23 protein-coding genes are annotated in these 24,690 nt (G+C 69.4%); 11 read left to right on the top strand and 12 right to left on the bottom strand.

The annotated features are described in order from the left end of the window. Window positions 1-94 precede the first annotated feature (94 nt). Window positions 95-1,066, top strand: a complete 972-nt coding sequence (locus OM960_RS02845; protein WP_264771026.1) for a glutathione S-transferase family protein — start codon at window positions 95-97, stop codon at window positions 1,064-1,066. A 6-nt stretch (window positions 1,067-1,072) separates the two neighbouring features. Here the strand turns inward: OM960_RS02845 and OM960_RS02840 are convergent, their stop codons facing one another. After that, entirely contained in the window at window positions 1,073-1,435 is a 363-nt protein-coding gene (locus tag OM960_RS02840; protein ID WP_264771025.1) for a response regulator transcription factor, read from the bottom strand. Window positions 1,436-1,594: 159 nt separating this feature from the next. On the opposite strand from OM960_RS02840, the gene OM960_RS02835 reads away from it, so the two are divergent. Further along, complete coding sequence (locus OM960_RS02835; protein ID WP_264771024.1) at window positions 1,595-2,758, top strand: lytic murein transglycosylase; 1,164 nt, start codon at window positions 1,595-1,597, stop codon at window positions 2,756-2,758. Between the two features lie 66 nt (window positions 2,759-2,824). Here the strand turns inward: OM960_RS02835 and OM960_RS02830 are convergent, their stop codons facing one another. Both OM960_RS02830 and smc read right to left on the bottom strand, forming a co-directional pair. After that, window positions 2,825-3,898: a Hint domain-containing protein gene (locus tag OM960_RS02830; RefSeq protein ID WP_264771023.1), complete on the bottom strand. Its 1,074-nt coding sequence runs from the start codon at window positions 3,896-3,898 to the stop codon at window positions 2,825-2,827. A 234-nt stretch (window positions 3,899-4,132) separates the two neighbouring features. Next, the gene (gene smc, locus OM960_RS02825) at window positions 4,133-7,588 is read right to left on the bottom strand and encodes a chromosome segregation protein SMC (RefSeq protein ID WP_264771022.1); all 3,456 of its coding nucleotides are present in this window, start codon (window positions 7,586-7,588) and stop codon (window positions 4,133-4,135) included. 192 nt (window positions 7,589-7,780) lie between these two features. On the opposite strand from smc, the gene OM960_RS25630 reads away from it, so the two are divergent. Next, on the top strand, window positions 7,781-8,629 hold the full coding sequence (locus OM960_RS25630) for a GNAT family N-acetyltransferase (RefSeq protein WP_432759505.1): 849 nt from the start codon (window positions 7,781-7,783) through the stop codon (window positions 8,627-8,629). Window positions 8,630-8,712: 83 nt separating this feature from the next. Continuing rightward, the gene (locus tag OM960_RS02810) at window positions 8,713-9,258 is read left to right on the top strand and encodes an NADPH-dependent FMN reductase (RefSeq protein WP_263335905.1); all 546 of its coding nucleotides are present in this window, start codon (window positions 8,713-8,715) and stop codon (window positions 9,256-9,258) included. Here the strand turns inward: OM960_RS02810 and OM960_RS02805 are convergent. Beyond that, on the bottom strand, window positions 9,255-10,295 hold the full coding sequence (locus OM960_RS02805; RefSeq protein WP_264771021.1) for an NAD(P)/FAD-dependent oxidoreductase: 1,041 nt from the start codon (window positions 10,293-10,295) through the stop codon (window positions 9,255-9,257). The two genes, OM960_RS02810 and OM960_RS02805, sit on opposite strands and share 4 nt — an antisense overlap. Before the next feature lie 44 nt (window positions 10,296-10,339). Between OM960_RS02805 and mnmC2 the strand changes: the two genes are divergently transcribed. Together mnmC2 and OM960_RS02795 are read left to right on the top strand one after the other, a co-directional pair. Continuing rightward, window positions 10,340-11,026, top strand: a complete 687-nt coding sequence (mnmC2, locus tag OM960_RS02800; protein WP_264771020.1) for a tRNA (5-methylaminomethyl-2-thiouridine)(34)-methyltransferase MnmC2 — start codon at window positions 10,340-10,342, stop codon at window positions 11,024-11,026. After that, entirely contained in the window at window positions 11,023-11,895 is an 873-nt protein-coding gene (locus OM960_RS02795; RefSeq protein WP_264771019.1) for a DMT family transporter, read from the top strand. The genes mnmC2 and OM960_RS02795 overlap by 4 nt, the downstream gene beginning before the upstream one ends. Window positions 11,896-11,897: 2 nt before the next feature. Here the strand turns inward: OM960_RS02795 and OM960_RS02790 are convergent, their stop codons facing one another. Then, entirely contained in the window at window positions 11,898-12,866 is a 969-nt protein-coding gene (locus tag OM960_RS02790; protein ID WP_263335914.1) for a DMT family transporter, read from the bottom strand. Window positions 12,867-12,964: 98 nt separating this feature from the next. Continuing rightward, complete coding sequence (locus OM960_RS02785) at window positions 12,965-14,911, bottom strand: lytic transglycosylase domain-containing protein (RefSeq protein ID WP_263335917.1); 1,947 nt, start codon at window positions 14,909-14,911, stop codon at window positions 12,965-12,967. Between the two features lie 146 nt (window positions 14,912-15,057). Here OM960_RS02785 and dapA point away from each other — a divergent pair, with 146 nt between their 5' ends. Then, window positions 15,058-15,933, top strand: coding sequence for a 4-hydroxy-tetrahydrodipicolinate synthase (gene dapA / locus OM960_RS02780; RefSeq protein WP_264771018.1), 876 nt, complete (start codon window positions 15,058-15,060; stop codon window positions 15,931-15,933). Window positions 15,934-15,996: 63 nt separating this feature from the next. Here the strand turns inward: dapA and OM960_RS02775 are convergent, their stop codons facing one another. After that, complete coding sequence (locus tag OM960_RS02775; protein ID WP_264771017.1) at window positions 15,997-16,710, bottom strand: hypothetical protein; 714 nt, start codon at window positions 16,708-16,710, stop codon at window positions 15,997-15,999. A gap of 174 nt (window positions 16,711-16,884) precedes the next feature. On the opposite strand from OM960_RS02775, the gene OM960_RS02770 reads away from it, so the two are divergent. The 3 genes from OM960_RS02770 (at window position 16,885) to OM960_RS02760 (ending at window position 20,674) form a co-directional block, all read left to right on the top strand. Continuing rightward, entirely contained in the window at window positions 16,885-17,301 is a 417-nt protein-coding gene (locus OM960_RS02770) for a RidA family protein (protein WP_264771016.1), read from the top strand. 69 nt (window positions 17,302-17,370) lie between these two features. Then, window positions 17,371-18,924: an AMP-binding protein gene (locus OM960_RS02765; protein ID WP_264771015.1), complete on the top strand. Its 1,554-nt coding sequence runs from the start codon at window positions 17,371-17,373 to the stop codon at window positions 18,922-18,924. 91 nt (window positions 18,925-19,015) lie between these two features. Beyond that, window positions 19,016-20,674, top strand: coding sequence for an amidohydrolase (locus tag OM960_RS02760; RefSeq protein ID WP_264771014.1), 1,659 nt, complete (start codon window positions 19,016-19,018; stop codon window positions 20,672-20,674). A gap of 6 nt (window positions 20,675-20,680) precedes the next feature. Here the strand turns inward: OM960_RS02760 and OM960_RS02755 are convergent, their stop codons facing one another. The 4 genes from OM960_RS02755 to rbfA form a co-directional block, all read right to left on the bottom strand. Next, window positions 20,681-21,124: an ion channel gene (locus OM960_RS02755; RefSeq protein ID WP_263335931.1), complete on the bottom strand. Its 444-nt coding sequence runs from the start codon at window positions 21,122-21,124 to the stop codon at window positions 20,681-20,683. A gap of 222 nt (window positions 21,125-21,346) precedes the next feature. Next, window positions 21,347-22,249, bottom strand: a complete 903-nt coding sequence (gene truB / locus OM960_RS02750) for a tRNA pseudouridine(55) synthase TruB (RefSeq protein WP_263335933.1) — start codon at window positions 22,247-22,249, stop codon at window positions 21,347-21,349. A 52-nt stretch (window positions 22,250-22,301) separates the two neighbouring features. Beyond that, the gene (locus OM960_RS02745) at window positions 22,302-23,060 is read right to left on the bottom strand and encodes a phosphodiester glycosidase family protein (protein ID WP_264771013.1); all 759 of its coding nucleotides are present in this window, start codon (window positions 23,058-23,060) and stop codon (window positions 22,302-22,304) included. After that, on the bottom strand, window positions 23,026-23,457 hold the full coding sequence (gene rbfA, locus OM960_RS02740; RefSeq protein WP_263335938.1) for a 30S ribosome-binding factor RbfA: 432 nt from the start codon (window positions 23,455-23,457) through the stop codon (window positions 23,026-23,028). The genes OM960_RS02745 and rbfA overlap by 35 nt, the downstream gene beginning before the upstream one ends. Window positions 23,458-23,553: 96 nt before the next feature. Here rbfA and dapB point away from each other — a divergent pair, with 96 nt between their 5' ends. Next, window positions 23,554-24,372: a 4-hydroxy-tetrahydrodipicolinate reductase gene (dapB, locus tag OM960_RS02735; protein ID WP_263335941.1), complete on the top strand. Its 819-nt coding sequence runs from the start codon at window positions 23,554-23,556 to the stop codon at window positions 24,370-24,372. A gap of 102 nt (window positions 24,373-24,474) precedes the next feature. On the opposite strand, the gene OM960_RS02730 is transcribed toward dapB, so the two are convergent. Next, entirely contained in the window at window positions 24,475-24,654 is a 180-nt protein-coding gene (locus tag OM960_RS02730) for a DUF1674 domain-containing protein (protein WP_264771012.1), read from the bottom strand. Between the last annotated feature and the right edge of the window lie 36 nt (window positions 24,655-24,690).

Genomic DNA, 24,690 nt, shown 5'->3' with positions numbered 1-24,690 from the left:
TTGTGCAGGCATGCAGACCGGGTTTGCGCGGGAGCCGGTTTCATCGCCGCGCGGCGGAACCTAAATCGGCATAAGCCGAGAGGAGGGCTGCCGCATGGGCATGCTGGTCGACGGGCAATGGACGACGGGGCGGGGTTACGCATCCGGGGACGGCACGTTCCGACGTCACGACGCGGTGTTCCGCAACTGGATCACGCCGGACGGCGCCGCAGGCCCGACCGGCACGGCCGGTTTCAAGGCCGAGGTCGGGCGCTACCATCTCTACGTCTCGCCCGCCTGTCCCTGGTCGCACCGCGCGATGATCTTCCGCGCCCTCAAGGGGCTCGAGGACCTGGTCCCGATGTCGGTCGTGCATCCCGACATGCTCGACGACGGCTGGAGCTTCGCCCGAGACTTTCCCGGCACCACCGGCGACCGGCTCCACGACCTTCCGTTCCTGCGCGACCTCTATCTCCGCGCCGACCCGCATCACACCGGCCGCGTCACCGTTCCGGTGCTCTGGGACCGCCAGCGTGACACCATCGTCTCGAACGAGAGCGCCGACATCATCCGCATGTTCGACACGGCCTTCGACGGGTTGACCGGAAACAGCGACGATCACCATCCCGCCGACCTGCGCACGGAGATCGGCGCGCTCAACGCCCGGATCTACGAAACCGTGAACAACGGTGTCTACCGCGCCGGTTTCGCGAGCCGCCAGGCGCCTTATGACGCCGCCGTGACCGCGCTTTTCGAAACGCTCGACTGGCTCGAAGACCGGCTCGCGCACAGGCGCTACCTCACAGGCAACCGGATCACCGAAGCGGACTGGCGGCTCTTCCCGACGCTGGTCCGCTTCGATCCCGTCTATCACCTGCACTTCAAGTGCAACCGCCGCAGGCTGATCGACTACCCGAACCTCTGGGCCTATACGCGCGCCCTCTACCAATGGCCGGGCGTGGCGGCGACGGTGCATTTCGACCATATCGTGCGCCACTACCATTACAGCCACGAGAGCATCAATCCGCACCGGATCATCCCGATCAACCCGGTCCTCGATTTCACCGCGCCGCATGGCCGCGGCTGAGCTGCTTCAGCCGGTCGTGCCGTAATGCTCCACCACCGCCGCGAGATCCTCCGGCGGCGTGGCCGATGGCAGGAAGGCGCAGGCGTTGGGGATGTGCCGGAAGATCGAGCCGTCCGAGAAGAAGCTCGTGTTGGTGACGAAGACGATCCGCGACGCCGGGTGACGATAGCTCGCGTAATCGGCCACCGCGAGCGCGCTGCCCTCGGCGAGCACCAGGTCCAGCACGATCACATCGGCCGGTTCCCGGTCGAGGAACGAGACCGCCGCCGCCTGCCCATCGGCAAGATGCACGTCGGTCGCGAACCGTTCCAGGTGCCGCTTCCAGAGCCAGCCGAGATTCGGGTCGCTCTCGACGATCAGAACCCGCATGCTCCCTCCAGCGCCGCGAACGGGCGGTTCCCCGCTGCCTTCCTCGACTCTTGTTAGAAGTTCGTCAACACTTCCAATGCAATTGCTACACTGTCCCGGCGATGGGTGGCAAACGCCCGTTCCAACGCGGGTCCGATCCCGCCCCAGCAGGAGACCCCGATGCGCCCCGAACTCGCCGCCCTCGTTCTCGCTGTTCTCGCCGGCCCGGCCTCGGCCTGCGGCGGGAACTTCGGCGGCTTCGTCTCGGATCTGAAGTCCGAGGCGGTAGCGCGCGGCCATGCGCCCGCGACGGTCGACCGCTTCTTCGCCGGCGCCCGGCAGGATCCGAAGGTGCTGCGCGCGGACCGCGCCCAGGGCGTGTTCCAGAAGGACTTTATCACCTTCTCGCGCGCGCTGATCAGCAAGAACCGGATCGTCAACGGCCAGCGCAACGCGCAGAAATACGCCTCCACCTTCCAGCGCATCGCCCGCGACTACGGCGTCTCTCCCGGTGTCCTTCTCGCCTTCTGGGCGCTCGAGACCGATTACGGCGCGGTGCAGGGCGATTTCAACACGCTGAACGCGCTCGTGACGCTCTCCCACGACTGCCGCCGGCCCGAACTTTTCCGACCGCAGGTCTTCGCCGCGCTGGAACTTTATGAGCGCGGCGATTTCGACCCGGCTGGCACCCGCGGCGCCTGGGCGGGCGAGATCGGCCAGGTGCAGATGCTGCCCGAGGACATCCTCAGGAACGGCGTCGATGGCGATGGCGACGGCCATGTTTCGCTCAAGACCTCCGCGCCGGATGCGCTGATGTCGGGGGCGAAGATGCTTCGTGGCCTCGGCTGGCGGCCAGGAGAGCCCTGGCTGCAGGAGGTGGTGGTGCCCGAGGGGGTCGACTGGTCGCGGACCGGGCTCAACCATCAGCTTTCGGTGGCAGAGTGGTCGCGGATGGGGGTGAAGGGCCGCTCGGCGCCGCTGGCGAAGGGATTGAACGGGTCGATCCTGCTGCCGATGGGGCGCAAGGGGCCGGCCTTCATTGCGTACCCCAATTTCCGCGTCTATTTCGAATGGAACAAGAGCTTCGTCTACGTCACCACGGCCGCCTATTTCGCCACCCGCCTCGAAGGCGCGCCGGTCTTCGACCCCGGCAATCCGGAGCCGGGCCTGTCGGGGGGCGAGATGAAGACGCTGCAGAAGAAGCTGCAGGCCCGCGGCCATGACGTGGGCGGTATCGACGGCATCCTCGGCGAGAAGACCCGCGAGGCGGTGCAGAAGGAGCAGATCCGCCTCGGCCTGCCGGCCGACGCCTGGCCGACACGGGCACTTCTCGGTCAGCTTTGATGGCGTCCCCGGAAACGGAGAAGGGCCGGCGATGCCGGCCCTGTCTCATTCACTGCGAAAGGTCGCTCAGGCGACGGCCTTGACCTCGCCCGCGCCCAGCGGCGCCATCTTCGTCCAGAGCGCCTCGGCCTCGCGCGCCGTCAGCGTACGCCGTGCGGTGGGTCCGTAGAGCGTCCAGTCGCCGGCATAGTCGGGGAACACCCGCGCCATCTCGGCCCGGCCGTCCTCGGTCAGGCTGGCGATCGCGGTGTCGCCGGGGAAGAGGCTCTCGGTCTCGATCCCGTTCGACAGCACGATGTCGTGGCTGTCGAGCATCAGGTGGAAATATTCCACCGTCTCGGGACGCGCCGGACGGCGCAGGGTCGGCGCGAACTTCAGATGCTTCGCGGCGACCAGCACCTCGTCCTGGCCGAAGAGCATCTCCGGCTCCCAGCCGCGCACCAGCACCCGGTGCTGCGGCGAGACCCAGAGATCGGCGCGCGGCAGCCCCTCGCCCATCGCGCCCTGCGGGATGCAGACCGGCCGCATGTCCGGGTTGAGCAGAAGCTCCATCAGCGTCAGCTCGCGCGCGGCGGCGAACCGCACGGTGGCGGTGGCGCCGGAGGCAGTGAGCACCTCGTCCCCGGCCTTCAGCGCCTCGACCGGAACCTCGCCCTTCGGCGTCGCGATCAGCGTGCCGCGCAGGAAGCAGACCGGGTTGGGCGTGGTGGTGACGCCAGTCAGCGGAATCGCACCATTGCCAATATCGTTCATCAACGTCTGCGTCCCCGAGCCGTCGGTCACGAAGAAGAGTTCAGTATTCACTCCGCTCGTCGGATAGTTGAGCACGGTGATCACGCTGACCTCCTTGCCCACGAGTGCGGCGGGAACCTGAGAGTTGCTGGGCAGCGTGCCGGTCAGGTCATATTGGAACTGATACTCCACCCCCCCGATCCAGACCGTCGTGTCGGGGTCGAAACCACCACTTCCGTTCTCGAGAGTCAGATCGCCCGTCGTGTTCGTACCGATCGTGCCGCTTTCGAAATAGATCTCAGTCGCCGGAAAAGCGCCGGCACCGCCGCTCGACTTGATCGGGTTCAGGGTCGCGTTGTTCGCCGTGATACTGTCGGACCGCGCCCAAAAAGTCGCTGAAGTTACCATGCCTGTTCGCCTCCACAAAATAACCAGCGGAACAATCCGCCCCGCGCCACGATTCCGGCAGTCTTTGCCCTACTACACCGTCAATTCGGACGAATTTGTGACCCGAAGCGTTCTTTCGGGTCGACTGCGCCTGTAGAGCCCACAAAGAACGCGGGAATGTAGTCAAATTCAACCCGTTGCGGAAGAAACCGCAGGGCTGTTCCGATTTGGCTACAGGTCCGCGGCCGGGCACCCTCATGCCACCAGCGCCTCGGCCTTCTTGAGGTCGACCGAGACGAGCTGGCTCACCCCCTGTTCCTGCATCGTCACGCCGAAGAGCCGGTCCATCCGCGCCATCGTCACCGCGTGGTGGGTGATGATCAGGAAGCGGGTGTCGGTGCGCCGGGTCATCTCGTCGAGGAGGTCGCAGAACCGGGTGACGTTGGCGTCGTCCAAGGGCGCGTCGACCTCGTCGAGGACGCAGATCGGCGCCGGGTTGGCAAGGAAGACCGCGAAGATTAGCGCCAAGGCCGTCAGCGTCTGCTCGCCGCCCGAAAGAAGCGACAAAGTCGCAAGCTTCTTGCCCGGCGGCTGGCACATGATCTCGAGCCCAGCTTCCAAGGGATCGTCGCTCTCGACCAGCACCAGATTGGCCTCGCCGCCGCCGAAGAGATGGGTGAAGAGCAGCCGGAAATTGGCGTTCACCTGCTCGAACGCGGTCAGCAGCCGCTCGCGGCCCTCGCGGTTCAGCCCGGCGATGCCGCCGCGGAGCTTCTTGATCGCCTCCTCGAGGTCGGCCTTCTCCATGACCAGGTTGTCGTGCTCGGCCTGCACCTCCTTGGCGTCCTCCTCGGCGCGCAGGTTGACCGCACCGAGCCCGTCGCGCTGGCGCCTCAGCCGCTGCACATCGGCGTCGAGCGCCTCTGCCGCGGGCATCCGGTCGGGATCGGCGTCGAGACTTTGCAAGAGCGCCGCCGGCTCCTTCTCGGTCTCCTCGCGGATCCGTTCGGCGGCATGGGCGACGGTGTCGCGCGCGGCCTCGGCGCGGGCCTCGGCGCGGGCGCGGGCCTCGCGCGCCTCGGAGGCGGTGCGCTCGGCCTCGCGCTCGGCATCGGTGGCCTGTCGCAGGAGCGACTCGCCCTCGGCGAGCCGGTCAGCGGCGCCGATGCGTCGGGCCTCGGCGGCCTCGATCGCCTCGGACAGTTCCTCGCGCTTGGCCGCGATCTCGGCCGGCGCGGCGGAGGCGTCCTTCAACTCGGCCTCCGAGGCGACCTTGCGCTCGGCAAGCTCGGCCGACCGCTTCTCGGCGGTCTCGAGCCGGTGCTTCCAGCCCGAGATCTCCTTGGTGATCTCCTGCCGGCGCCTGGTCCGCGCCTCGCCCTCGCGGCGGATCTCGTCATGGGCCGAGCGCTTGGCCATCATCGTCATCCGCGCCGCCTCGACGGTCAGCTTGACATCCTCGACCTCTTGGCGCGCGGCGTCGAGGTTCGGCAGCGACCGCACCCCGACTTCCGCCTCGCGGAGCCGCGTACGGGCGCCGAGCGCTTCCTCCTCATGCCGGGCGACGGCAAGGCGAGCACTTTCGAGTTTGCCGCCGGCGATCGAGCGGTCTGCCTCGGCCTTCGACAGCGCGCGCGAGGCCTCGGCCACGCGCCGGTCCGCCTCGCGGCGCGCGTCACGGGCGCGGCGGTCGGCCTCGGTCGCATCGGCAAGGCGACGGATCAGGAGGTCATGCGCCTGCCGCGCGCCCTCGGCACGGCCGTTGACCTCCTCGAGGTCGCGCTTGAGGTCGGTGAGCCGGTTGAGCTGCTGGAGCCGGAGCGCGGCCGCGGTCGGCGCGTCCTCGGCCCCGGCGCGGAACCCGTCCCAGCGCCAGAGATCGCCCTCGACCGTCACCAGCCGCTGGCCCGGCTTCAGGAGCGGCTGGAGCCGCGCGCCGTCGGCCTTGTCCACAAGCCCGATCTGGCCGATGCGGCGGGCCAGAACCTCGGGCACGGTGACATGGTTCGAGAGTGCCGCCACGCCCTCGGGCAGGGACTGGGGCTGGCCGTAACCCGGCAGCACCGCCCAGCCCGAGGCTGCCTCGTCGGCGATCTCGGGCGCGCGGAGATCATCGGCGAGCGCGGCGCCCAGCGCCTTCTCGTAGCCCTTCTTCACCTCGACCCGGTCGAGGAGCTGCTTGCCGGTCGCCGCCTCGCGCTCGACGAGCTTCTGCAGCGCCGCCGCCTCGGCCTTGAGCGCCCCGGCCTCGCCCTCGGCCTCCGACATCACCGCGCGGGCTTCGGTCTCGCGCGCCTGGGCGTCGCCCCGCGCCTCGTCGGCGGCGATCAGCGCCTCCTCGGCGGCCTCGGCGGCGGCGGCGGCCTCCTCCTGCGCTTCCTCGGCGGCCTCGTGATCGGCGGTGGCGCGGGTCAGCGCCGCCTCGGCCTCCGCCGCGGCGGCCTTGGCGCGAGCTGCCTCGGCCTCGTTCTTCTCCAGCGTGGCGCGGCTGTCGGACAGAAGCCGGTGCGCCGACTGGTGCCGGGCCGAGAGCCGGGCCACATCCTCGGTCAGTTCCGAATGCGTGGTCTCGCGGTCCGAGAGCACGCGGGCGGCATCCTGCGCCGCCTCGACCGCCTCGGCGAGCCTTGCATCCTGCCCCTCGGCCGCCTTGGCGATCTGCGCCTGCTCCCAGTCGAGCCGCTGGATCGTCTCGCCCGCGTCGCGGTTGAGCCCCGCCTCGCGCTCCATGTCGCGGGCAAGCTGCTCGATCCGGCCCTTCAGCGTCTCGATGGTCTGGAGCGCGCGCGCCTCCTGGTCCTTCAGCGTGTCGCGCTGGACCTGCAGGCGTTGCAGCACGGCGGCGGCGATCGCCTCCTCCTCGCGCAGGGGCGGCAGCGCGTCCTCGCGCGCCGCACGGGCCTTGGTCGCGGCGCGTGCCGCCGTCTCGCCCTGCGCGGCAAGCTTCGTGCGCTCGGTCAGGTCGGCCTCGGCGGTGGCGCGAGCCTGGTCGGCCTCGCGCCACCGGCGGTAGAGGAGCATCCCCTCGGCGCGCCGCAGTTCCTCGCCGATCTCGCGGTAGCGCGCCGCCTGCCGCGCCTGCCGGGCAAGCTGGGCGAGCTGCGTCGCGAGGTTCTCGACCACGTCCTCGACCCTGAGAAGGTTCTGCTCGGTCGCGGCGAGCTTCAGCTCGGCCTCGTGGCGGCGCTGGTAGAGGCCGGAGATGCCCGCCGCCTCCTCGAGGATGCGGCGGCGGTTCTTCGGCTTGGCGTTGATCAGCTCCGAGATCTGGCCCTGCCGCACCAGCGCCGGCGAATGCGAGCCGGTCGAGGCGTCGGCGAACAGCATCTGCACGTCGCGCGCTCGCACGTCCTTGGTGTTGGCCTTGTAGGCCGAGCCTGCGTCGCGGGTGATGCGGCGGGTGATGTCGAGCTGGTCGAGATCGTTGAACCCGGCCGGCGCCAGCCGCTCGGAATTGTCGATCGTCAGCGAGACTTCGGCGAAATTGCGCGCGGGGCGCGTCGCGGCCCCGGCGAAGATCACGTCCTCCATCCCGCCGCCGCGCATCGCCGAGGGACGGTTCTCGCCCATCACCCAGCGCAGCGCCTCGAGAAGGTTCGACTTGCCGCAGCCGTTCGGCCCGACGACCCCGGTCAGCCCCTCATGGATCAGGAGATCCGTGGGGTCCACGAAGCTCTTGAAGCCGTTCAGTCTGAGTCGGGTGAAACGCAACGTCGGCGCCTTCGAATGATTCCTACGGATCTGCCATCCTTGGGCCGACGGCGCTGCGAGTCAATGCCGGAACCCTGCATATGGAGGGCGCAGGCGGGTTTTCCACAAGATATCGAAAATAGCGCGCCGTTTCCGCGACCTTGACCGGCCATATCCCGGCGCGCAGACTGGCCGCCGGTCGAGGAGAACACGATGGACGGCGGCTCGGGACACTGCCTTTGCGGCGCGGTGCGGTTCAGCTTCGAAGGCGCACCGAACTGGCAGGCGCATTGCCACTGCGAAAGCTGCCGGCGCGCGACGGCCTCGCCGTTCACGAGCTTTCTCGGCGTTAGCCATTCCGGTTTTCGCTGGACCGGGACGCCTCCGGCCGAGCGTGAAAGCTCGCCCGGCGTGCGGCGCTTCTTCTGCGCCACTTGCGGTACGCCGATGGCCTATCAGAGCCCAACCCGGCGGCAAGAGATCGACCTCTATGCCGCGACACTCGACGATCCGTCGAGCTCCGCGCCGACCCGCCACGTCCACTGGAACGAGCGCCTGCCCTGGGTCAAGCTTTGCGACGGGCTCCCGGTCCACCGTACGCCGCGGCGACTGACCGGAGACGAGGACATGGCGCCCGTCCTCAACCTGCTCCATGCCGCCTTCGCCTACATGGAGGGCGTGATCGATCCGCCCTCCTCGCTGCACCGCCTGACCGTCGAGGGCGTCGCCCGGCAGGCCCGAGCGGGTGAGATCTGGGTGCTCGACGATGCCGGCGCGCCGGTCGCCTGCCTCTTCCTCACGCCTGAGCCCGAGCGGCTCTATGTCGGCAAGCTCGCCGTGGCCGACGTTTTCCGCGGCGCGGGCCTCGCACGGCAGCTCATGTTGCTCGCCGAGGAGCGGGCGCGGGCACTCGGGCTTGGGCGGCTGGAGCTGCAAAGCCGGGTCGAGCTCGCCGCCAACCATGCCGCCTTCGAGGCGATGGGCTTCGAGAGGACAGGCGAGACCGCGCATGAGGGCTATGACCGCCCGACGTCGTTCACCTTCACCAGGCTGCTTGGCTGAGGTCACAGACCCTGTTCAGCCATGCGCATTGAGACGGATGCCGGCAGCGCCCATCTCTTCGGACGCATACTGACGGAGGCCCGATGACCCGCCCCACCCTGCTCGGAATCGCCGGCGCGCTGCGCTCAGGCTCGACCAACCGCAAGCTCGTGCGCGAGGCAGCGCGGCTCTTCGGACCCGGCGACTTCGCCGAGGCCGACCTCCGGCTGCCGCTCTATGACGGCGATCTGGAGGCCGAGGGCACCCCTTCCGCCGTGACGCGGCTTGCGGGACAGATCAACGAAACCGACGCGGTGGTGATCTCGACACCGGAATACAACAGCGCCCTGTCGGGGGTTCTGAAGAACGCGCTCGACTGGGTCAGCCGCACCGAGGGCAATCCCTGGGAGGACAAGCCGGTGGCCATCGTTTCGGCGGCGGCGGGCCGCGCCGGGGGCGCGCGGGCGCAATCCTCGCTGCGCCTCGCGATGACGCCGTTCCGGCCCCGGCTTCTGACCGGCCCGGAAGTGATGATCGCCGATGCGCGGAACGCCTTCGACGAGGATGGACGGCTGACCAATGAACGGTCGCTCACGACACTCGGAAAGCTGATGACGGCGCTCAGGTCCGAGGCGCTGCGCGCCGCCTAGAGATTGTCCTCGACGCGGAAGCCTGCCGGGATTGCGTCGCGGCCGTCGAGCACGAGGTCGGCCATCACCTCGGCCACCTTCGGCGCCACTCCGAAGCCGATCTTGAAACCGCCGTTGGCGATGTAGTGGCCCGGCCGGTCCGGCCAGCCCCCGAGCATCGGCGCCCGGCTTCTCGCGCGCGGCCGCACTCCGGCCCAGCGTTCGATCACCTTTGCGTGGCACAGGACCGGCAGCGCCGCCTCGGCCTTCGCGATCACCGCGTCAAGCTGCGCGTCTGTGCTCTCGGCGCGGTCGAACTCGCGCTCGGTGGTCGATCCGATGCCGATCGTGCCGTCGGCATGGGGCACGATATGGATGCCGTCGGCGAAGATCTGCGGCAGGTCGCGCGCATCGAGGGCCAGGAGCGCCGACTGGCCCTTCACGCCGGTTCCGACCGGGGCGCCAAGCTCGCGCGCAAGGTCGAGAAGGCCGCGATAGCCGGTGGCCCAGACCACGGCGCCCTCGGGCGGCGCGGGGTCGTGCAGGATCGCCGCCCCCCGAGCGGCAAGCGCGGCGGCGAGGCTTTCGACGGCCTGCCTTGGATGCAGCCGCGCGGTCAGCGTGTCGTGGACGAGATAGCCGCTCGGCGCGTCCGGCGCCCAGCGATCGGACCCGGCCGCGATCACCCGCCACTCGGCCCGACCCTGCCAGAGATCGCGCGCCGAGACCTCGCGCGCCCGCGCCAGCGTGATGGCCTCCGCATCGGCGAGGGGTTGCAGCCGCCCGGTGCGCCCGTAGCCCGAGGACCGGCCCGAGACCGCGTCGACCTCGGCCCAGAACGCCTCGGCCATGATCAGGCTCCCGAACTGGAAGGCTTTCTTGGCATTCCAGTTCTCCGGCGTATGCGGCGCGAGCGCGCCGACGGTGCCGCCGCTCGCCCCGGCGCCGGGCCGGTAGGGGTCGATCACCCGGACCTTCGCGCCGCGCTTGAGGCAGGCCCAGGCGACCGAAAGCCCGAAGATCCCCGCTCCCATCACCGTCACATCCGCGATTGCCATTGCCCCCGCCCTTCGCCTAACTGCCGGCGAAAGGGGTAAGCCAGATGACGGCAAAGGACCAGAGCGAGAGGGTAACCTGGAGGGACGGCGGCACGCCGGTCTCGACGCTCTTCGACGACCCCTACTTCTCGCTCGCCGACGGGCTGGCCGAGACGCGCCACGTCTTCCTTGCCGGCAATGACCTGCCGGAGCGGTTGCGGGACGGGTTCCACATCGCCGAGCTTGGCTTCGGCACCGGGCTGAATCTCATCGCCTCCTGCCTTGCCTGGGAAGGCTCGGGAACGCCGGGACGGCTCCGTTTCACGAGCTTCGAGGCCTTCCCGATGCCGGCCGCCGACATGGCGCGCGCGCTCGCCGCCTTTCCCGAGGCAGAGGCGGTCGCCGGCCCGCTTCTGCCACATTGGAGCGCGGGCCGGCGGCGCTTCGCGCTTGGACCGGTAGATGTCGAGATCGTCGAAGGCGACGCGCGCGAGACACTGCCCCGCTGGCCGGGGCGCGCCGATGCCTGGTTTCTCGACGGTTTCTCGCCCGCGAAGAACCCCGAGCTCTGGTCCGAGGCGCTGATGCAGGAAGTCGCCCGCCACACCGCGCCGGGCGGCAGCTTCGCCACCTACACGGCGGCGGGCTTCGTGCGGCGGGGCTTGGCTTCGGCGGGGTTTCAGGTAGAGCGGGCCAAGGGCCACGGCCACAAGCGGCACATGAGCCGCGGTTTCCTTCGCGGGGCGACATGAACGAGCAGAACTTCCGCCTCGGCGCGATCCTGATGACCGCGACCGCCTTCGTCTTCGCGATGCAGGACGGGATCTCGCGCCACCTTGCCGGCGAATACAACGTCTACATGGTGGTGATGATCCGCTACTGGTTCTTCGCCGCCTTCGTCATCGCGGTGGCGGCGCGGCGAACCGGCGGCATCGCGGCGGCGCTGCGCCCGCGCTACCCGCTCCTGCAGATCTTCCGGGGCGTGCTCCTCGCCGCCGAGATCTGCGTGATGGTCACCGCCTTCACGATCCTCGGCCTCGTCGAGAGCCACGCGGTCTTCACCTGCTACCCTCTTCTCGTCGCCGCACTGTCCGGCCCGGTTCTCGGCGAAAAGGTCGGCTGGCGGCGCTGGACCGCGATCGGCATCGGCTTTCTCGGCGTGCTCATCATCCTCGAGCCCGGCTTCCGGGTCTTCGCCCCGGCCGCGCTGATCCCGCTTCTCGCGGCCTTCATGTTCGCGCTCTACGGGCTTTTGACGCGCTATGTCGCGCGGGGTGACCGCGCCTCGGTCAGCTTCTTCTGGACCGGAATTTCCGGCGCCGTGGTGATGACCGCCGTCGGCCTCTTCCACTGGGAGCCGATGGTGCCCCGCGACTGGGCCTGGATGGCGCTTTTGTGCTGCACCGCGGCCTCCGCGCACTGGCTGATGATCAAGGCGCTCGAGGTTGCCGAGGCGAGCGCGATCCAGCCCTTCGCCTATCTCCAGCTCGTCTTCGCCACGGCGCTCGGCATGACCGTCTTCGGCGAGACGCTGGAGACCAATGTCGCCATCGGCGCGGTGATCGTCGTGGCGGCGGGTCTCTTCACGCTCTGGCGGGCAAGGGTCAAGGCCGCGGACTGAGGTCAGCGCCGGCCCGAGGCGCGCTTGGCCGAGGGCGGCAGCCGCCGCGCCCGCTCGCGCAGCGCGACGAAGACGCCCGAGCCGAGAATGAGCGCGATGCCCAAGCCCGAGACCGCTCCCGGCACCTCGCCCCAGATCGCGAAGCCCCAGAACGCCGCGAGCACCAGTGCGGTGTATTCGAACGGCGCGACCAGCCCGGCGGCGCTGCAGCGGTAGGCCTGGCCGATCAGGTAGCCCCCGGTCGCGCTCGCGGCCCCGGCCAGCGCGAAGAGGCCGAAGTCGACGGGGGTTGGCCAGACCCAGGCCCTGAGCAGGAACTCGGCCGCCGGATGGCCGGTGCCGGCCCAGTCGCCGCGGCCGAAAACCAGACCCATCACCGAGCAGAAGACGACGAAGGAGAGCTGGATGTAGATCGACAGGGTCAGCGCCGATTCCGAGAGCCCCATGTTGCGGGTCATCGTGTGCATCCCGGCATAGGCCAGCGCCGAGAGCGCCGGCAGCAGGACCGCCCACTGGAAGCTGATCGAGCCGGGCTTGATGATGAGGAGCACGCCCACCATGCCGACGGCAAGCGCCAACCAGCGCAAAGGGCCGACATGCTCGCGCAGGATCACCGCCGAAAGCGCCGTGATCAGAAGCGGCGCGACGAAGAAGATCGCCGAGGCCTCGGCCAGGGGCAGCGCCGCGAGGCCGGCGAAATAGGTGACGTTGGAGATCACGACGAAGAGCCCGCGCGCCGCATGGGCCAAGGGGCGCCGGGTGCGCAAAGCCGCGCCAAGGCCTTGGCCGCGCGCGAAGATCATGAGGATGAAGGCGAGGCCGAAGAAGGAACGGAACAGCACCACCTCCGCCAGCGGCAGGCTCGCGCTGAACGACCGCACGGTGATGTCGCTGATCGAAAAGGCGAGCGAGGCGCCGATGGCGCAGGCGATGCTGAAGGATGCCAGATCGGTCGTTTCGGTATGCGCCATTCGCTTCTCCCTTTCGGGGAGAGCGAATGCGACAATGCCGGTCCTGTCATGCCCGATTGCGACCGCGACGGCGCAAACGGAGCATGGCGGACCGCCGGTCAGCGCCCCTTCAGCTCCTCGCTGAACCGCAGGGGCCCGGTCTGGCCCGAGAGCCGGGCGCGGTAGACGGGCAGGCTTTCGGCCACGCGCATGATGTAGTTCTGGGTCTCGCGGTAGGGGATATGCTCGATCCAGTCGACGACATCGACCTTGTCGGAGCGTGGGTCGCCAAGCTCGGCGATCCAGCCGCGCGGCCGGCCGGGACCGGCATTGTAGCCCGCCGCGACCAGAACCGGCGAGGTGCCGAACTCGTCGATCAACTCGTCGAGATAGGCCGCGCCGAGCCGGGCGTTGTACTTCCAGTCCGAGGTCAGCTTGCCGCCGTCGTAGCCGAGCCCGATCTTCTTCGCCATCATCTTCGCGGTGTTCGGCATGACCTGCATCAGCCCCCGCGCCCCGGCATGGGAGACGACGGCGGGGTTGAACTCGCTCTCGCGCCGGGCGATCGACAGCGCCAGTTCCCGCGCGACCGGCAGGTCGACGCCTTCCATGCCATTCGTCGGGAAATAGGCCGAGGGCCAGACGACGCCCTTCTCCGCCGCCGCCTTGGCGAGGAGCAGCGCGGCATTGGCGTCCTTCCACTCGAGCGCGAGCCCGGCGAGCGCGCCGATCTCCTCGCCCGAGAGGCTTTCGCCGAGATGCAGCATGAAGCGCAGCGCGAGGTCGCGTTCGCCCGCCGCCTGCAGGAGCTGCGCCGCCTGCAGCACATCGGACCCCGCGAAGCGCGACTGGCGCCAGTCCGGGTAGGGCTCGCCGCCGGCCATCGAGGGGGCGAGCGGCAGGCCGACCTTCTCGGCGGAAAGAAGGCCGTAGAAGGCGGTCTGGTAGCGTGCGCCCTCGGCATAGGCGGCCTGCGCCTCGGCGGTCCGGCCCAGCGCCTCATAGGCGCGGCCGGTCCAGTAACCGGCGCGGGCGCGGCTGATCGGACCGTTCACCGCCTTTCCGAAGCGATTGAAATGCACCAGAGCCGTGTCGGCATCGCCGAGCTTGCGCAGCGCGATGTAGCCGGCGAGCCATTCAAGATCGGCATAGTCCGCGCCGCTCGTCAGGTGATGCGAGGCCGCCATCCGGTAGGCTCTCTTGGCACTGCCCACCCGCATCTCGCGCCGCGCCAGCTTGCGCCGCCAGTCGGCCCATTGATCGGGATCGCCGAGGCTTTCGGCGCTCGCCGAACGTTCGAGCATGAGCTCCGAGGCGCTGTCGTAGAGGTCCTTGCGGATCCGCCAGCGGAACCGGTCATAGGCGAGCCCGGTCGAACCCGCCATCGCCGCCGGCACCTTGGCGACCAGCCCGTCGACACCGGGCGCCACCGCCTGCAACGCGACCCGCGCCTCGGCCACCGCGCGGGTATTGGCACTGTTCAGGACCAGCATCCGCCGCACATCGGCAAGCCGGCCCGCGCGCAGCATCGCCGCGGTACGGCCGTCGTGGTGGTCGGCCAGGAGCTTGCCGTATCCGGCGAGGAAGCGCTTGTGCTCCTCATCCGTCAACGGAAGGCTGCGCCAGGCGCGGATCACTTCCTGTTCGGCGACATCCCCCTGCCCCGACGCACGGAACGTGGCAGCGAGCGCGAGGCTGCCCGATCCGGTCCGGGGCGGTTCGGCACCGAAATAGGCGATGACGGCGGAGGGGTCCTGATCGGCGGCGATCACCGTCTCGCCCTTGTCGCGCAGAAGCGGCAGGCCGGGCCAGTCGGGATGGCGGGCAAGGAAGTCGACGTAGTCGCCGAAGCTGCCCTCGCCGTCGCGGAGCCGCTGCCACTCGATCACCGTCGCGGCGACCGGCCCGGCGGCGCGCGCCTCGGCCGCGGCCTTCGCCCAGTCGCCGGACGCGCCGGAGGCAAGCGCGGCCTTCAGGCCCGCCGGATCGTCGGCACGGGCGGTCGTCGTCAGGGGAAGTAGCATCGCCAGCGCAAGGGGCGCGGCACGCACGAGATCGCGGATCATTTTTGTCACTGCTTCGATGTTTTGCCGGAAGGATAACGCGGCCGGTGCCGCCCGCAACAGGGAAACTTGGCAAGGCCCGCGCTTGGCTATAGGTTCCGCGCGATTCTCACGGGGCCGGTCGGCCCTTCACACCAAAGGAGCGTGTCATGTTCAAAGGGTCCTTCCCAGCCCTCGTCACGCCGTTCAAGGACGGCGCGCTGGATCTGGACACGCTCAAGAAACTCGTGGAGTGGCACATCGCCGAGGGCTCGCACGGCCTCGTGCCGGTGGGCACCACGGGCGAGAGCCCGACGCTCAGCCACGAGGAGCATATCCGGGTGATCGAAGAGGTGGTGAAGGCCGCCGCCGGCCGGGTGCCGGTGATCGCCGGCGCCGGGTCGAACTCGACCGAGGAGGGGATCGAACTGATCCGCGCCGCCGAAGCCGTCGGCGCGAATGCCGCCCTCGTGGTCACGCCCTACTACAACAAGCCGACGCAGCGCGGAATGTACGCCCATTTCAAGGCGATGCACGACGCCTGCACGCTGCCGATCATCATCTACAACATCCCCGGCCGCTCGGTCGTCGACATGACGCCCGAGACGATGGGCGAGCTTGCCAGGCTGCCGCGCATCGTCGGCGTCAAGGACGCGACCGGCAAGATCGAGCGGGTGAGCCAGCAGCGCGCCTCCTGCGGGCGCGACTTCATCCAGCTCTCGGGCGAGGATGCGACCGCGCTCGGTTTCAACGCGCACGGCGGCGTCGGTTGCATCTCGGTGACCGCGAACGTGGCACCGCGGCTCTGCGCCGAGTTCCAGGAGGCGACGCTTGCGGGCGACTACGCCCGCGCGCTCGAATACCAGGACCGGCTGATGCCGCTGCATGAGGCGATCTTCATCGAGCCCGGCCTCGCGGGCGCGAAATACGGCCTCTCGCAGCTCGGCCTCTGCGCCGAGGAGGTGCGGATGCCGCTGACGACGCTCCTGCCCGAGACCAAGGCCCGGATCGATTCGGCGATGCGTCACGCCGGGCTGATCAACTGACCCCCTGAGGGTCCGCATGACCCGCCGCCCTCCGGGAAGCGGGTCATGCATAGCGCCTCAGCGTCAGCGTTGCAGTTCCACCACGATCTCGGGCGAGTCGAGGCGGCGTGACAGCTCCTCGTCGGCGCGGATCAAACCGATCCCGGGCGCGTAGTACTTGAATTCGCGCAGGCCGGGCTCGGCGGTGCTGCTTTCGTAGACCTTCAGCACGCTCGAGAACGTGCCCGCCGGTCCCTCGATCGACAGGTCGCGCGCCGCGATCTCGAACCAGTCCATCGCGCCTTCGGCGGGGGCATGTTCCTGGAACAGCGACAGGCCGGGCGAGGTCGCCGCCGGCATCGTGATCCCCGGCTTGGCGCCGTTCACGCCCGCCCGCCAGGCCGAGTGATTGTCCTTTCCGACCAGCATGCCGGTCTTGTCATAGCGGAAGTTCACGACATCCTCGCCGAAATACCAAACGTTGCCCTCGGCATCCGCGGCGAAATAATCCAGCGTCCGCTCCACCAGCCATTTCCCGACATAGGCCTCGTCGAGCTGGGTCGTCGTGGCCACGCCGAGGATCGTCGGCCCCGGCCCGACGATGCGCAGGACGAAGCTCTCCCGCTGGCCGGTCCTGCGATTGACACCCTCGAACCGCCGCTCGGGGCCGGGCTTGAGCGGCAGGTAGGGATTGGCCTTCGGCGTCGAAAAATCCGCGGCGTCGAACTTTGGCAGGCTCGGCTTGGCCTCGGCCGGGAGGGGATGCCACAGGGTAATGGCGAGTGCCAGGGACGCCATGACAACGGGTGTTCGGATCATTTCCTTGCTCCAGATCCAGCGGGATAACTGCGCCGAGCCTGCTCCTTCACCGGCTGTTGGCATATCCGACCGATGACGGATCGAGCCCGGATTCGTGTACTATTGCACCGACGAGTGGCGAAACCTTGCCGAGGGGCGCGACCGGGGGACAGCATGGCTGGATATGACCGCGAACTGATTTCGAACGGCAACCCGATGGAGGCGGTGGTGGGCTTTTCCCGCGCTGTCCGGGTCGGGCCCTACATCTCGGTCGGCGGCACCGCGCCGGTCGGGCCGGACGGCAAGACCGTCGGCATCGGCGATGTCGGCGCGCAGACGCGGCGCTGCATCGAGATCATCGAGGACGCGCTGGTCCGCGCCGGGTCGGGGCTTCACGACGTGGTCCGCACCCGCGTGATCCTCACCGATATCGACCGCTGGCGCGAGGCGATCGACGTGCGCAAGGAGTATTTCCGCGACGTCCGCCCGGTCGACACGATTATGGCGGTGACCCGGTTCGTGAACCCCGAATGGCTCGTCGAACTCGAAGTCGACGCGGTGATCGCGGACTGGCCGAAGAACCTCGGCTGACCGGCAGAAATCCCTTACCGATCAACGGCCCCGCCGTGGTATCCTCCTTTGCGGAAAGGGGGGCGCAGCATGACGGTATATCCAAGCCCGTTCGGCGGGATCGAACCCAGCGACATGACCATCACCCAGCGCGTGCTTTCCGGGATCGGCGCGCCCGAGCGCGTCGCGCTGGTCGACGGCGCCTCGGGGCGCAAGATGACGGTGGCGGAGCTGCGGACGGGGATCGAGGCGCTGGCCGGCGGTCTCGCCTTGCGCGGCATCGGGCCGGGTCATACCGTTGCGATCATGCTGCCGAACCAGCCGGAATTCGTGATCGCCTTCCACGGCACCGCATGGGCGGGCGCGACGATCACCACGATCAACCCGGCCCACACGGCGCCCGAAGTGACCCATCAGCTGACCGATTCCGGAGCCGAGCTCCTGATCACCGTCGCGGTCCTCGCCGACGTCGCGGCGGAGGCCGCAAAAGGCACCCGCCTGCGCGAGATCGTGACCCTCGACGGCGCGCCGGGCACGACGCCCCTCGCCGAACTGATGGGGCCGCCCCTCGCCGGGCAGGTGCCCGTCGACGTGGCAAGCGACGTGCTCGTCATGCCCTATTCCTCGGGCACGACCGGCCTGCCGAAAGGCGTGATGCTGACCCACCGAAACCTCGTCGCCAATATCGACCAGATCATGGCCTCGCGCCCGGTCGAACCGGGGGAATGGACAGTGGGCTTCCTGCCCTTCTTCCACATCTACGGCATGACCGTGCTCGCCAACCTTTATCTTGGCGCGGGGGGCGGCGTGATCACGATGCCGCGCTTCGATCTGGAACTGTTCCTCAGGCTCATCCAGGACCACCGCACCAGACAGGCCTTCTGCGTCCCGCCGGTCGTTCTCGCTCTCGCCAAGCATCCGCTGGTCGACCAGTTCGATCTTTCGGCGCTGAAAAGCGTCTTTTCCGGTGCGGCCCCCCTTGGCGCGCCGCTGTCGGACGCCGTCAGCCATCGGCTCGGCGTCCTGTGCGAACAGGGCTACGGGATGACGGAGATGAGCCCGGTCAGCCATATCTCCGGCTTCGGCAGGGGCCGCGCCGGGTCCGCCGGCCAGACCGCACCTGGCACAGAATGCCGAATTGTCGACTCGGTATCGGGCGAGGACGCCGCGCCGGGCGAGCAGGGCGAGCTGTGGGTCAGGGGGCCGCAGGTGATGAAGGGCTACCTCAACAACCCGACGGCCACGGCCGAAACGCTTCTGCCGGACGGCTGGCTCCGCACCGGCGACATCGCCTCCTACGACGCGGACGGCTACCTCTACATCCACGACCGGCTGAAGGAACTCATCAAGGTCAAGGGCTTCCAGGTCGCGCCCGCCGAGGTCGAGGCGGAACTGCTCGCCTGTCCCGATGTCCTCGATGCCGCGGTGGTCGGGCAGCCGGACGCCGAGGCCGGCGAAGTTCCCGTCGCCTTCATCGTCCGCAAGGCCGGGTCCACGGCCGGCAAGGAAGACATCATCGCCTTCCTCGAAGGCCGGCTCGCCCATTACAAACAGGTGCGCGACGTGACCTTCGTCGAGACCATCCCGAAATCCGCCTCGGGCAAGATTCTGCGGCGCGTCCTCAAGGCCGGACTGACGGCCTGAGACGCGCCACCGTCCACCTCAGGCGGGCGGTATCTGTCGAACCCTGCCCCGGTGGGACAGCAAACCGATCACGAGCCCGAGGAGCTCCGCCATGACCCCCGAGACGATCCTCACCAGTGCCCGCGTCCTGACCATGAACCCCACCCATCCGCGCGGCGAGGCGGTGGCGCTCGGGCAGGGCCGCGTGCTCGCCGTCGGCCGGCGGCGGGAGATCGAGGCGCTCGCCGTGTCCGAGACCGAGGTGATCGACTGTGACGGCGCGACCCTCCTGCCCGGCTTCGTCGAGAGCCACATGCACCTTCTCCTCGGCGGCGCCGAGCTCGGTCACCTGCATGTCGGCGGCATCGAGGGGCGCGAGGCGCTCGCCCGCGCCTTTCGCGGCTTCGCCGCGGCGCATCCCGACCGGCCCCTGCTGATGGCGCAGGGCGGCGACTACGCGATGCTCGGAGCGCCGATGACCCGCCACGACCTCGACGCGATCCTGCCGGACCGGCCGATCGCGATCACCGCGCACGACCTTCACACGGTCTGGGCCAACACCGCCGCGCTCACCGCTGCCGGGCTCCTGAAGGGCGCGGCAATGCCGCATGGCCACGAGGTGGTGGTGGGCGCCGACGGGCTCGCCACCGGCGAGCTGAGGGAGTTCGAGGCCTTCGCCGCGGTCATCGCGCTTTCGGGCGAGGCGCGGCTCAACCTCGGCATCGCCACCGGCGAGGAGCCCGATCCCTGGCCGGACGACGCCGCCCAGGCCTTCGACCGCGCCAAGGCCGCGGCCGGGCTCGCCCATGCCGCGCGGCATGGCGTCACATCGATCGTAAACATGGACGGCAATCGCTACACGCTCGACCTTCTCGCCGCGCTCCGGGCAGCGGGCGGGCTCACCGCACGGGTCAAGGTGCCGTTCCATTTCAAGCCCCACATGGACCTCGATGCGCTCGACCGCGCCGAGGCGATGGCGCGCGATTTCGCCGACGACTGGCTGTCGTCGGGCTTCGTCAAGCTCTTCATGGACGGTGTGATCGACAGCCGCACCGCGTTCCGGACCGACGCCTATCCCGACCGTCCCGGTCACCGCGGCACGCCGCTCTTCGCCGGTCCGCGCTTCAACGAAATCGCGAGCGAGATCGACCGGCGCGGCTTGCAGATCGCCGTCCATGCGGTGGGCTGCGGCGCGGTGCGTTCCGTGATCGACGGCTACGCGGCGGCGCGGGCGGCCAATGGCGTCCGCGACAGCCGTCACCGGATCGAGCATATCGAGCTGATCGATCCTGCCGACATCGCGCGGCTGGGGCCGCTCGGCATCACCGCCTCGCTGCAGCCGCCGCATGTGCCGGGCGCGATGGATTTCGGCCTCGAGCCGACCCTCGGCATGATCGGCAGGGCGCGGCTAAGGGATGCGTTCCTCTGCCGGAGCCTTGCGACGGCCGGGGCGCCGCTGGCCTTCGCCTCGGACTGGCCGGTCGCCGACATCTCGGTCCTGCGCGGCATCGGCGCGGCGCTGACCCGCACGGCCTTCGACGCACCCGGCGCCCGCGACGAGCGGGTCGGGCTGACGGACGTCCTGCGCGCCTATACCGCCGGCGGCGCCTGGGCCGCGCACCGCGAGCGGGTGACGGGGATGCTCCGCCCCGGCCTCGCCGCCGATCTCGTCCTCCTGTCGGGCGACATCGAGGCGACCCCGCCCGAGGCGATCGCAGGGATGTCGATCGCGCTCACGATCTGTGGTGGCAAGGTCACCCACCGCGCCTGATGCGCTTCAGTGCTTCCGCCGCCGGTCCTCGATCTGGCTGAGCCGGACATGGCGCAGCACCTCGATCAGCATCGCGGTCAGAAGACCCATGCTCAGAAGCCCGTTCGCCGCGGCCATGCCACCGAGCAGCCGCCACTCCAGCGGCAGGAGGATGTCGCCGAACCCGAGCGTCGTGAAGGCGACGAGCGAGAAATAGACCGAGGCTTCCATCGTCGCGAAGATCCCGAGCGCACGGAGCGTGAAGGCCCAGATCCAGACCCCCGCCGTCACCACTATGAGTACCCAGACCACCGAGACCGACAGCATCAGCGCGAGCTTCGGCCGGTGCGGCTCGCGCAGGAGCCAGGGGCGCAGCCGTGCGAGCAGCACCTCCATCGCCCAGAAGGCGAGCCCCGCGACAAGGATCGACAAGAAGATGAGCGCGGTTCCGAGGACGATCTGGATCAGCAATGTACGGCTCCTCCCTGCCCCTAAACCTGGAGCGTGACCGGTTCAGACGGGACCTTGCGAGGCCGGGTGGTTCCCTCCCCCTTCGTGGGGGAGGGAGAGGGGCTGCCCCCATCCCCTTCCCACGAGGAGGGAGGGGAGGCGCCTGACCCCGGCGCGTCTCCTTCTGAACCGATCCCGTTCTAGCCCGTCCCGCCACGATGTACAGCCGCGCGGCACGGGGAATCAGAGGTTGAACACCCGGCTCGGATGCAGCTCGCCCGACTTGTAGGTGCCGACCGCGACCGGGCGCCCCTCATAGCTCGCCCAGGCCTCCTCGCCCCAGTCGACGTCAGAGGCGAGAACCATGCCCGGATTGCCGTTCCTCAGGCGCGCCGCGCCCTCCGCCGTCGCCTTGAGTTCCGGCAGTTCGGCCAGCCCGACCTCGAGCGGCAGGAGGAGCGCGTCAAGCTCCGGCGACTTCGCGAGCGCGTCGATCCTTTCGATCGTCACCCCGTCCGCGGCTTCGAACGGCCCCGACCATTCGCGCCGCAGCCAGGCGACATGGCCGAAGCAGCCGAGCGCGCGGCCGAGGTCGCGGGCGATCGAGCGCACATAGCCGCCCTTGCCGCAGACCATTTCCAGCTCGACCGTGTCGGCGTCGGGGCGGGCGACGATCTCCAGGCTCTCGACCCACAAGGGGCGCGCCGCCAGCTCCATCTCCTCGCCGGCCCGGGCGAGGTCATAGGCGCGTTCGCCCTCGACCTTGACGGCGGAGAACTGCGGCGGCACCTGCATGATCTCGCCCCGGAACTGCGCCAGAGCAGCGCCGATCTCGTCGTCCGTCGGGCGCCTGTCCGAGGACTCGATCACCGCGCCCTCGGCGTCGTCGGTCGTGGTCGCGGCACCGAGCCGCACGGCGAAGCGGTAGCATTTCAGCGCGTCGGTCACGAAAGGCACCGTCTTGGTCGCCTCGCCGAGCGCCACCGCCAGCACCCCGGTCGCGTCGGGATCGAGCGTGCCGGCATGGCCCGCCTTCCTGGCGTCGAGCGCCCAGCGCACCTTGTTGACGACCGATGTCGAGGTCATCCCCGCCGGCTTGTCCACCACGAGCCAGCCCGAGATGTCGCGACCCTTCTTGCGTGCCATGCATCGCCCCCAAAGACAGAAGGCCGCCTGCTATCGAATGCGGGCGCGCCCGTCAACGCCCGGGCGCCGCGAGCCCCACGATCGGCCCCATCGGAAAGCCGATGTCGTCGCGCCCGATCTCGGGCGCATAAAGCCGCGAGACCTTGCCGTCGAAGTAAAGCGCGTTCGGCACCTTCAGCGCGTCGCGGAAGAGCCGGGCGAATTCGTCGAAATTGACCGGCTCGTCGGAGATCGCGAACCAGGCGGTCTTGCCGTCCGCACTCACCCCCACCCCGTTGCGGATGTAGCGCGAATCCGACTCTTTCAGGAATCTTGGATGCAGCGCGCCGTCGATCACCAGCATCGGCCCCGACTGGGTCGCATCGCGGCAGGCGGGCGGCGCCGCGGCGAAGGCCAGCGTCTCGACAACGGCGAAACCGTCCGTCTCGATGCAGAAGACGCCGTTCGGCTGCAGCCCGAAATTCCCCGGCCCGGCGGCGGTCACCAGCGACGCGACCTCCTGCCCGGCCTCGACGTAAAGCCCGACCGGGCGGCGGTCGGGATGGTACATGCCGCCATTCATGGCGAAGACGAGCCGGTGCCCCTCGGCCTCGACGCTGGTCTGCAACCGGTCGAAGGTCGCCATCGGCTTGCCGTCCGCGCCGGTGAGGAATAGCCGCAGATCGGCACCGGCCGAGACCTCGCATACCGCGTAGGAAAGCCCCTCGTGCTCGGTGTTACGGCACGTCGCGCCCCAGCCGACCGCGGGCCAGACGAGCGTGACCGCGAGGCAGGCCCTAGCCCAGATCGTCGTCGCCATTCTCGTCGTCATCCCGCCGCGCGATGTCGCGCTGCACCCGCTCGTCGGCCAGAAGCCGCCGCGTCGCATCCATCCGGTCGAAGGTCTCGTCGAGCCGGAACCGGAGCTCGGGCGCGAACTTCAGCGTCAACGCCTGCGCCACATGATGGCGCAGCTCGCCCTGCGACCGCGCGAGCGCCTTCAGCGCCACCTCGGCATCCTTGCCGCCCAGGGGCAGCACATAGCAGGTCGCGACGCGCAGATCGGCCGAGACCCGCACCTCGCCCACCGTGATCGACATGCCGCGCAGCGCGTCGTTGTGTACCTCGCCGCGCGAGAGCACCTCCGACAGCGTGCGGCGGATCAGCTCGCCGACGCGAAGCTGGCGGTTCGAGGGGCCCGAGGCCTTGGAAAAGCGGTTCTGTGCCATGCCTCCGCTTTAGGCCAAGCGCACGCGCCCCGCAACGGGGCTTTGCCAAGGCCGCCGCCGCGGGCTAAAGGAAACGGCAGGACAAGGGAGGCCCCGATGAGCGACACGAACGACACCCCCGGCATCGTCGTCACCGGCACCTCCGGCCGCATGGGCCAGATGCTGGTGCGGCTGATCCTCGCCTCCGACCGCGCCCGGCTCGTCGGCGCAGTCGAACGGCCGGGCCATGCCTGGATCGGCCGCGACCTCGGCGAGGCGATGGGCGGCGCGCCGGTCGGCGTCACCGTGACCGACGACGCACTCGCGGCCTTCGCCAGGGCGCAGGCGGTGATCGACTTCACCGCGCCTGCGGCAACGGTGGAGTTCGCCGCCCTCGCCGCCCAGGCCCGCGCGGTGCATGTGATTGGCACGACCGGGCTCGAGGCCGAGCATCTGGCAAAGATCAAGGCCGCTTCCCGCCATGCCGTGATCGTGCGCGCCGGCAACATGAGCCTCGGCGTGAACCTCCTGACCCGGATCACCCGCCAGGTCGCCCAAGCGCTCGACGCCGACTGGGACATCGAGATCGTCGAGGCCCATCACCGCATGAAGGTCGACGCGCCCTCGGGCACCGCGCTGATGCTCGGCGAAGCCGCCGCGGAGGGCCGCGGCATCGCGCTGGCCGACCACCGCGACAGTGGCCGCGACGGTATCACCGGCGCCCGCGAGCGCGGCGACATCGGGTTTTCGGCGATCCGCGGCGGCGACGTTGTGGGCGAACATGACGTGATCTTCGCTGCCGACGGCGAACGCATCGTGCTGCGCCACATCGCCACCGACCGCGCGATCTTCGCCCGCGGCGCGCTCCGCGCCGCGCTCTGGGGCCAGGACCAGAAGCCCGGCGAATACGACATGATCGACGTGCTCGGGCTCTGACCCACCTGCCCGTTCATCTTGCCCCAAGCATCCCGGAGGTCGTCCATTGGGGCGCCATTGGTTCGAGAACCAATGGACGACGAGCAGCGCCCCCGGCCGCTCTCAGAAATCGACCGCGATTCCCTTCTTTTCCCAGTCGCCGTAGCGCACCGGCTCCGGCCCGTCACGGCCGCCAAGCTCCGGCGGCAGATCGGATGCCAGCTCCTTGCGCCGGCGCTCCTCGGCCTCGGCCAGCGCGCGTTTCGCGGCCTCAGGCAGGTCGTCTCGGACATTCTCGCTCATGGCGGTTCCTTGTCTCGCTCCGGTCCATGATATACG

It is taken from the genome of Defluviimonas salinarum (genome assembly GCF_026013545.1).
In the GTDB taxonomy this organism is placed as follows: Bacteria; Pseudomonadota; Alphaproteobacteria; order Rhodobacterales; family Rhodobacteraceae; genus Albidovulum; species Albidovulum salinarum.
Note: the sequence above shows the minus strand (reverse complement) of the source record. Positions and strands in the feature narration are given on the sequence as shown.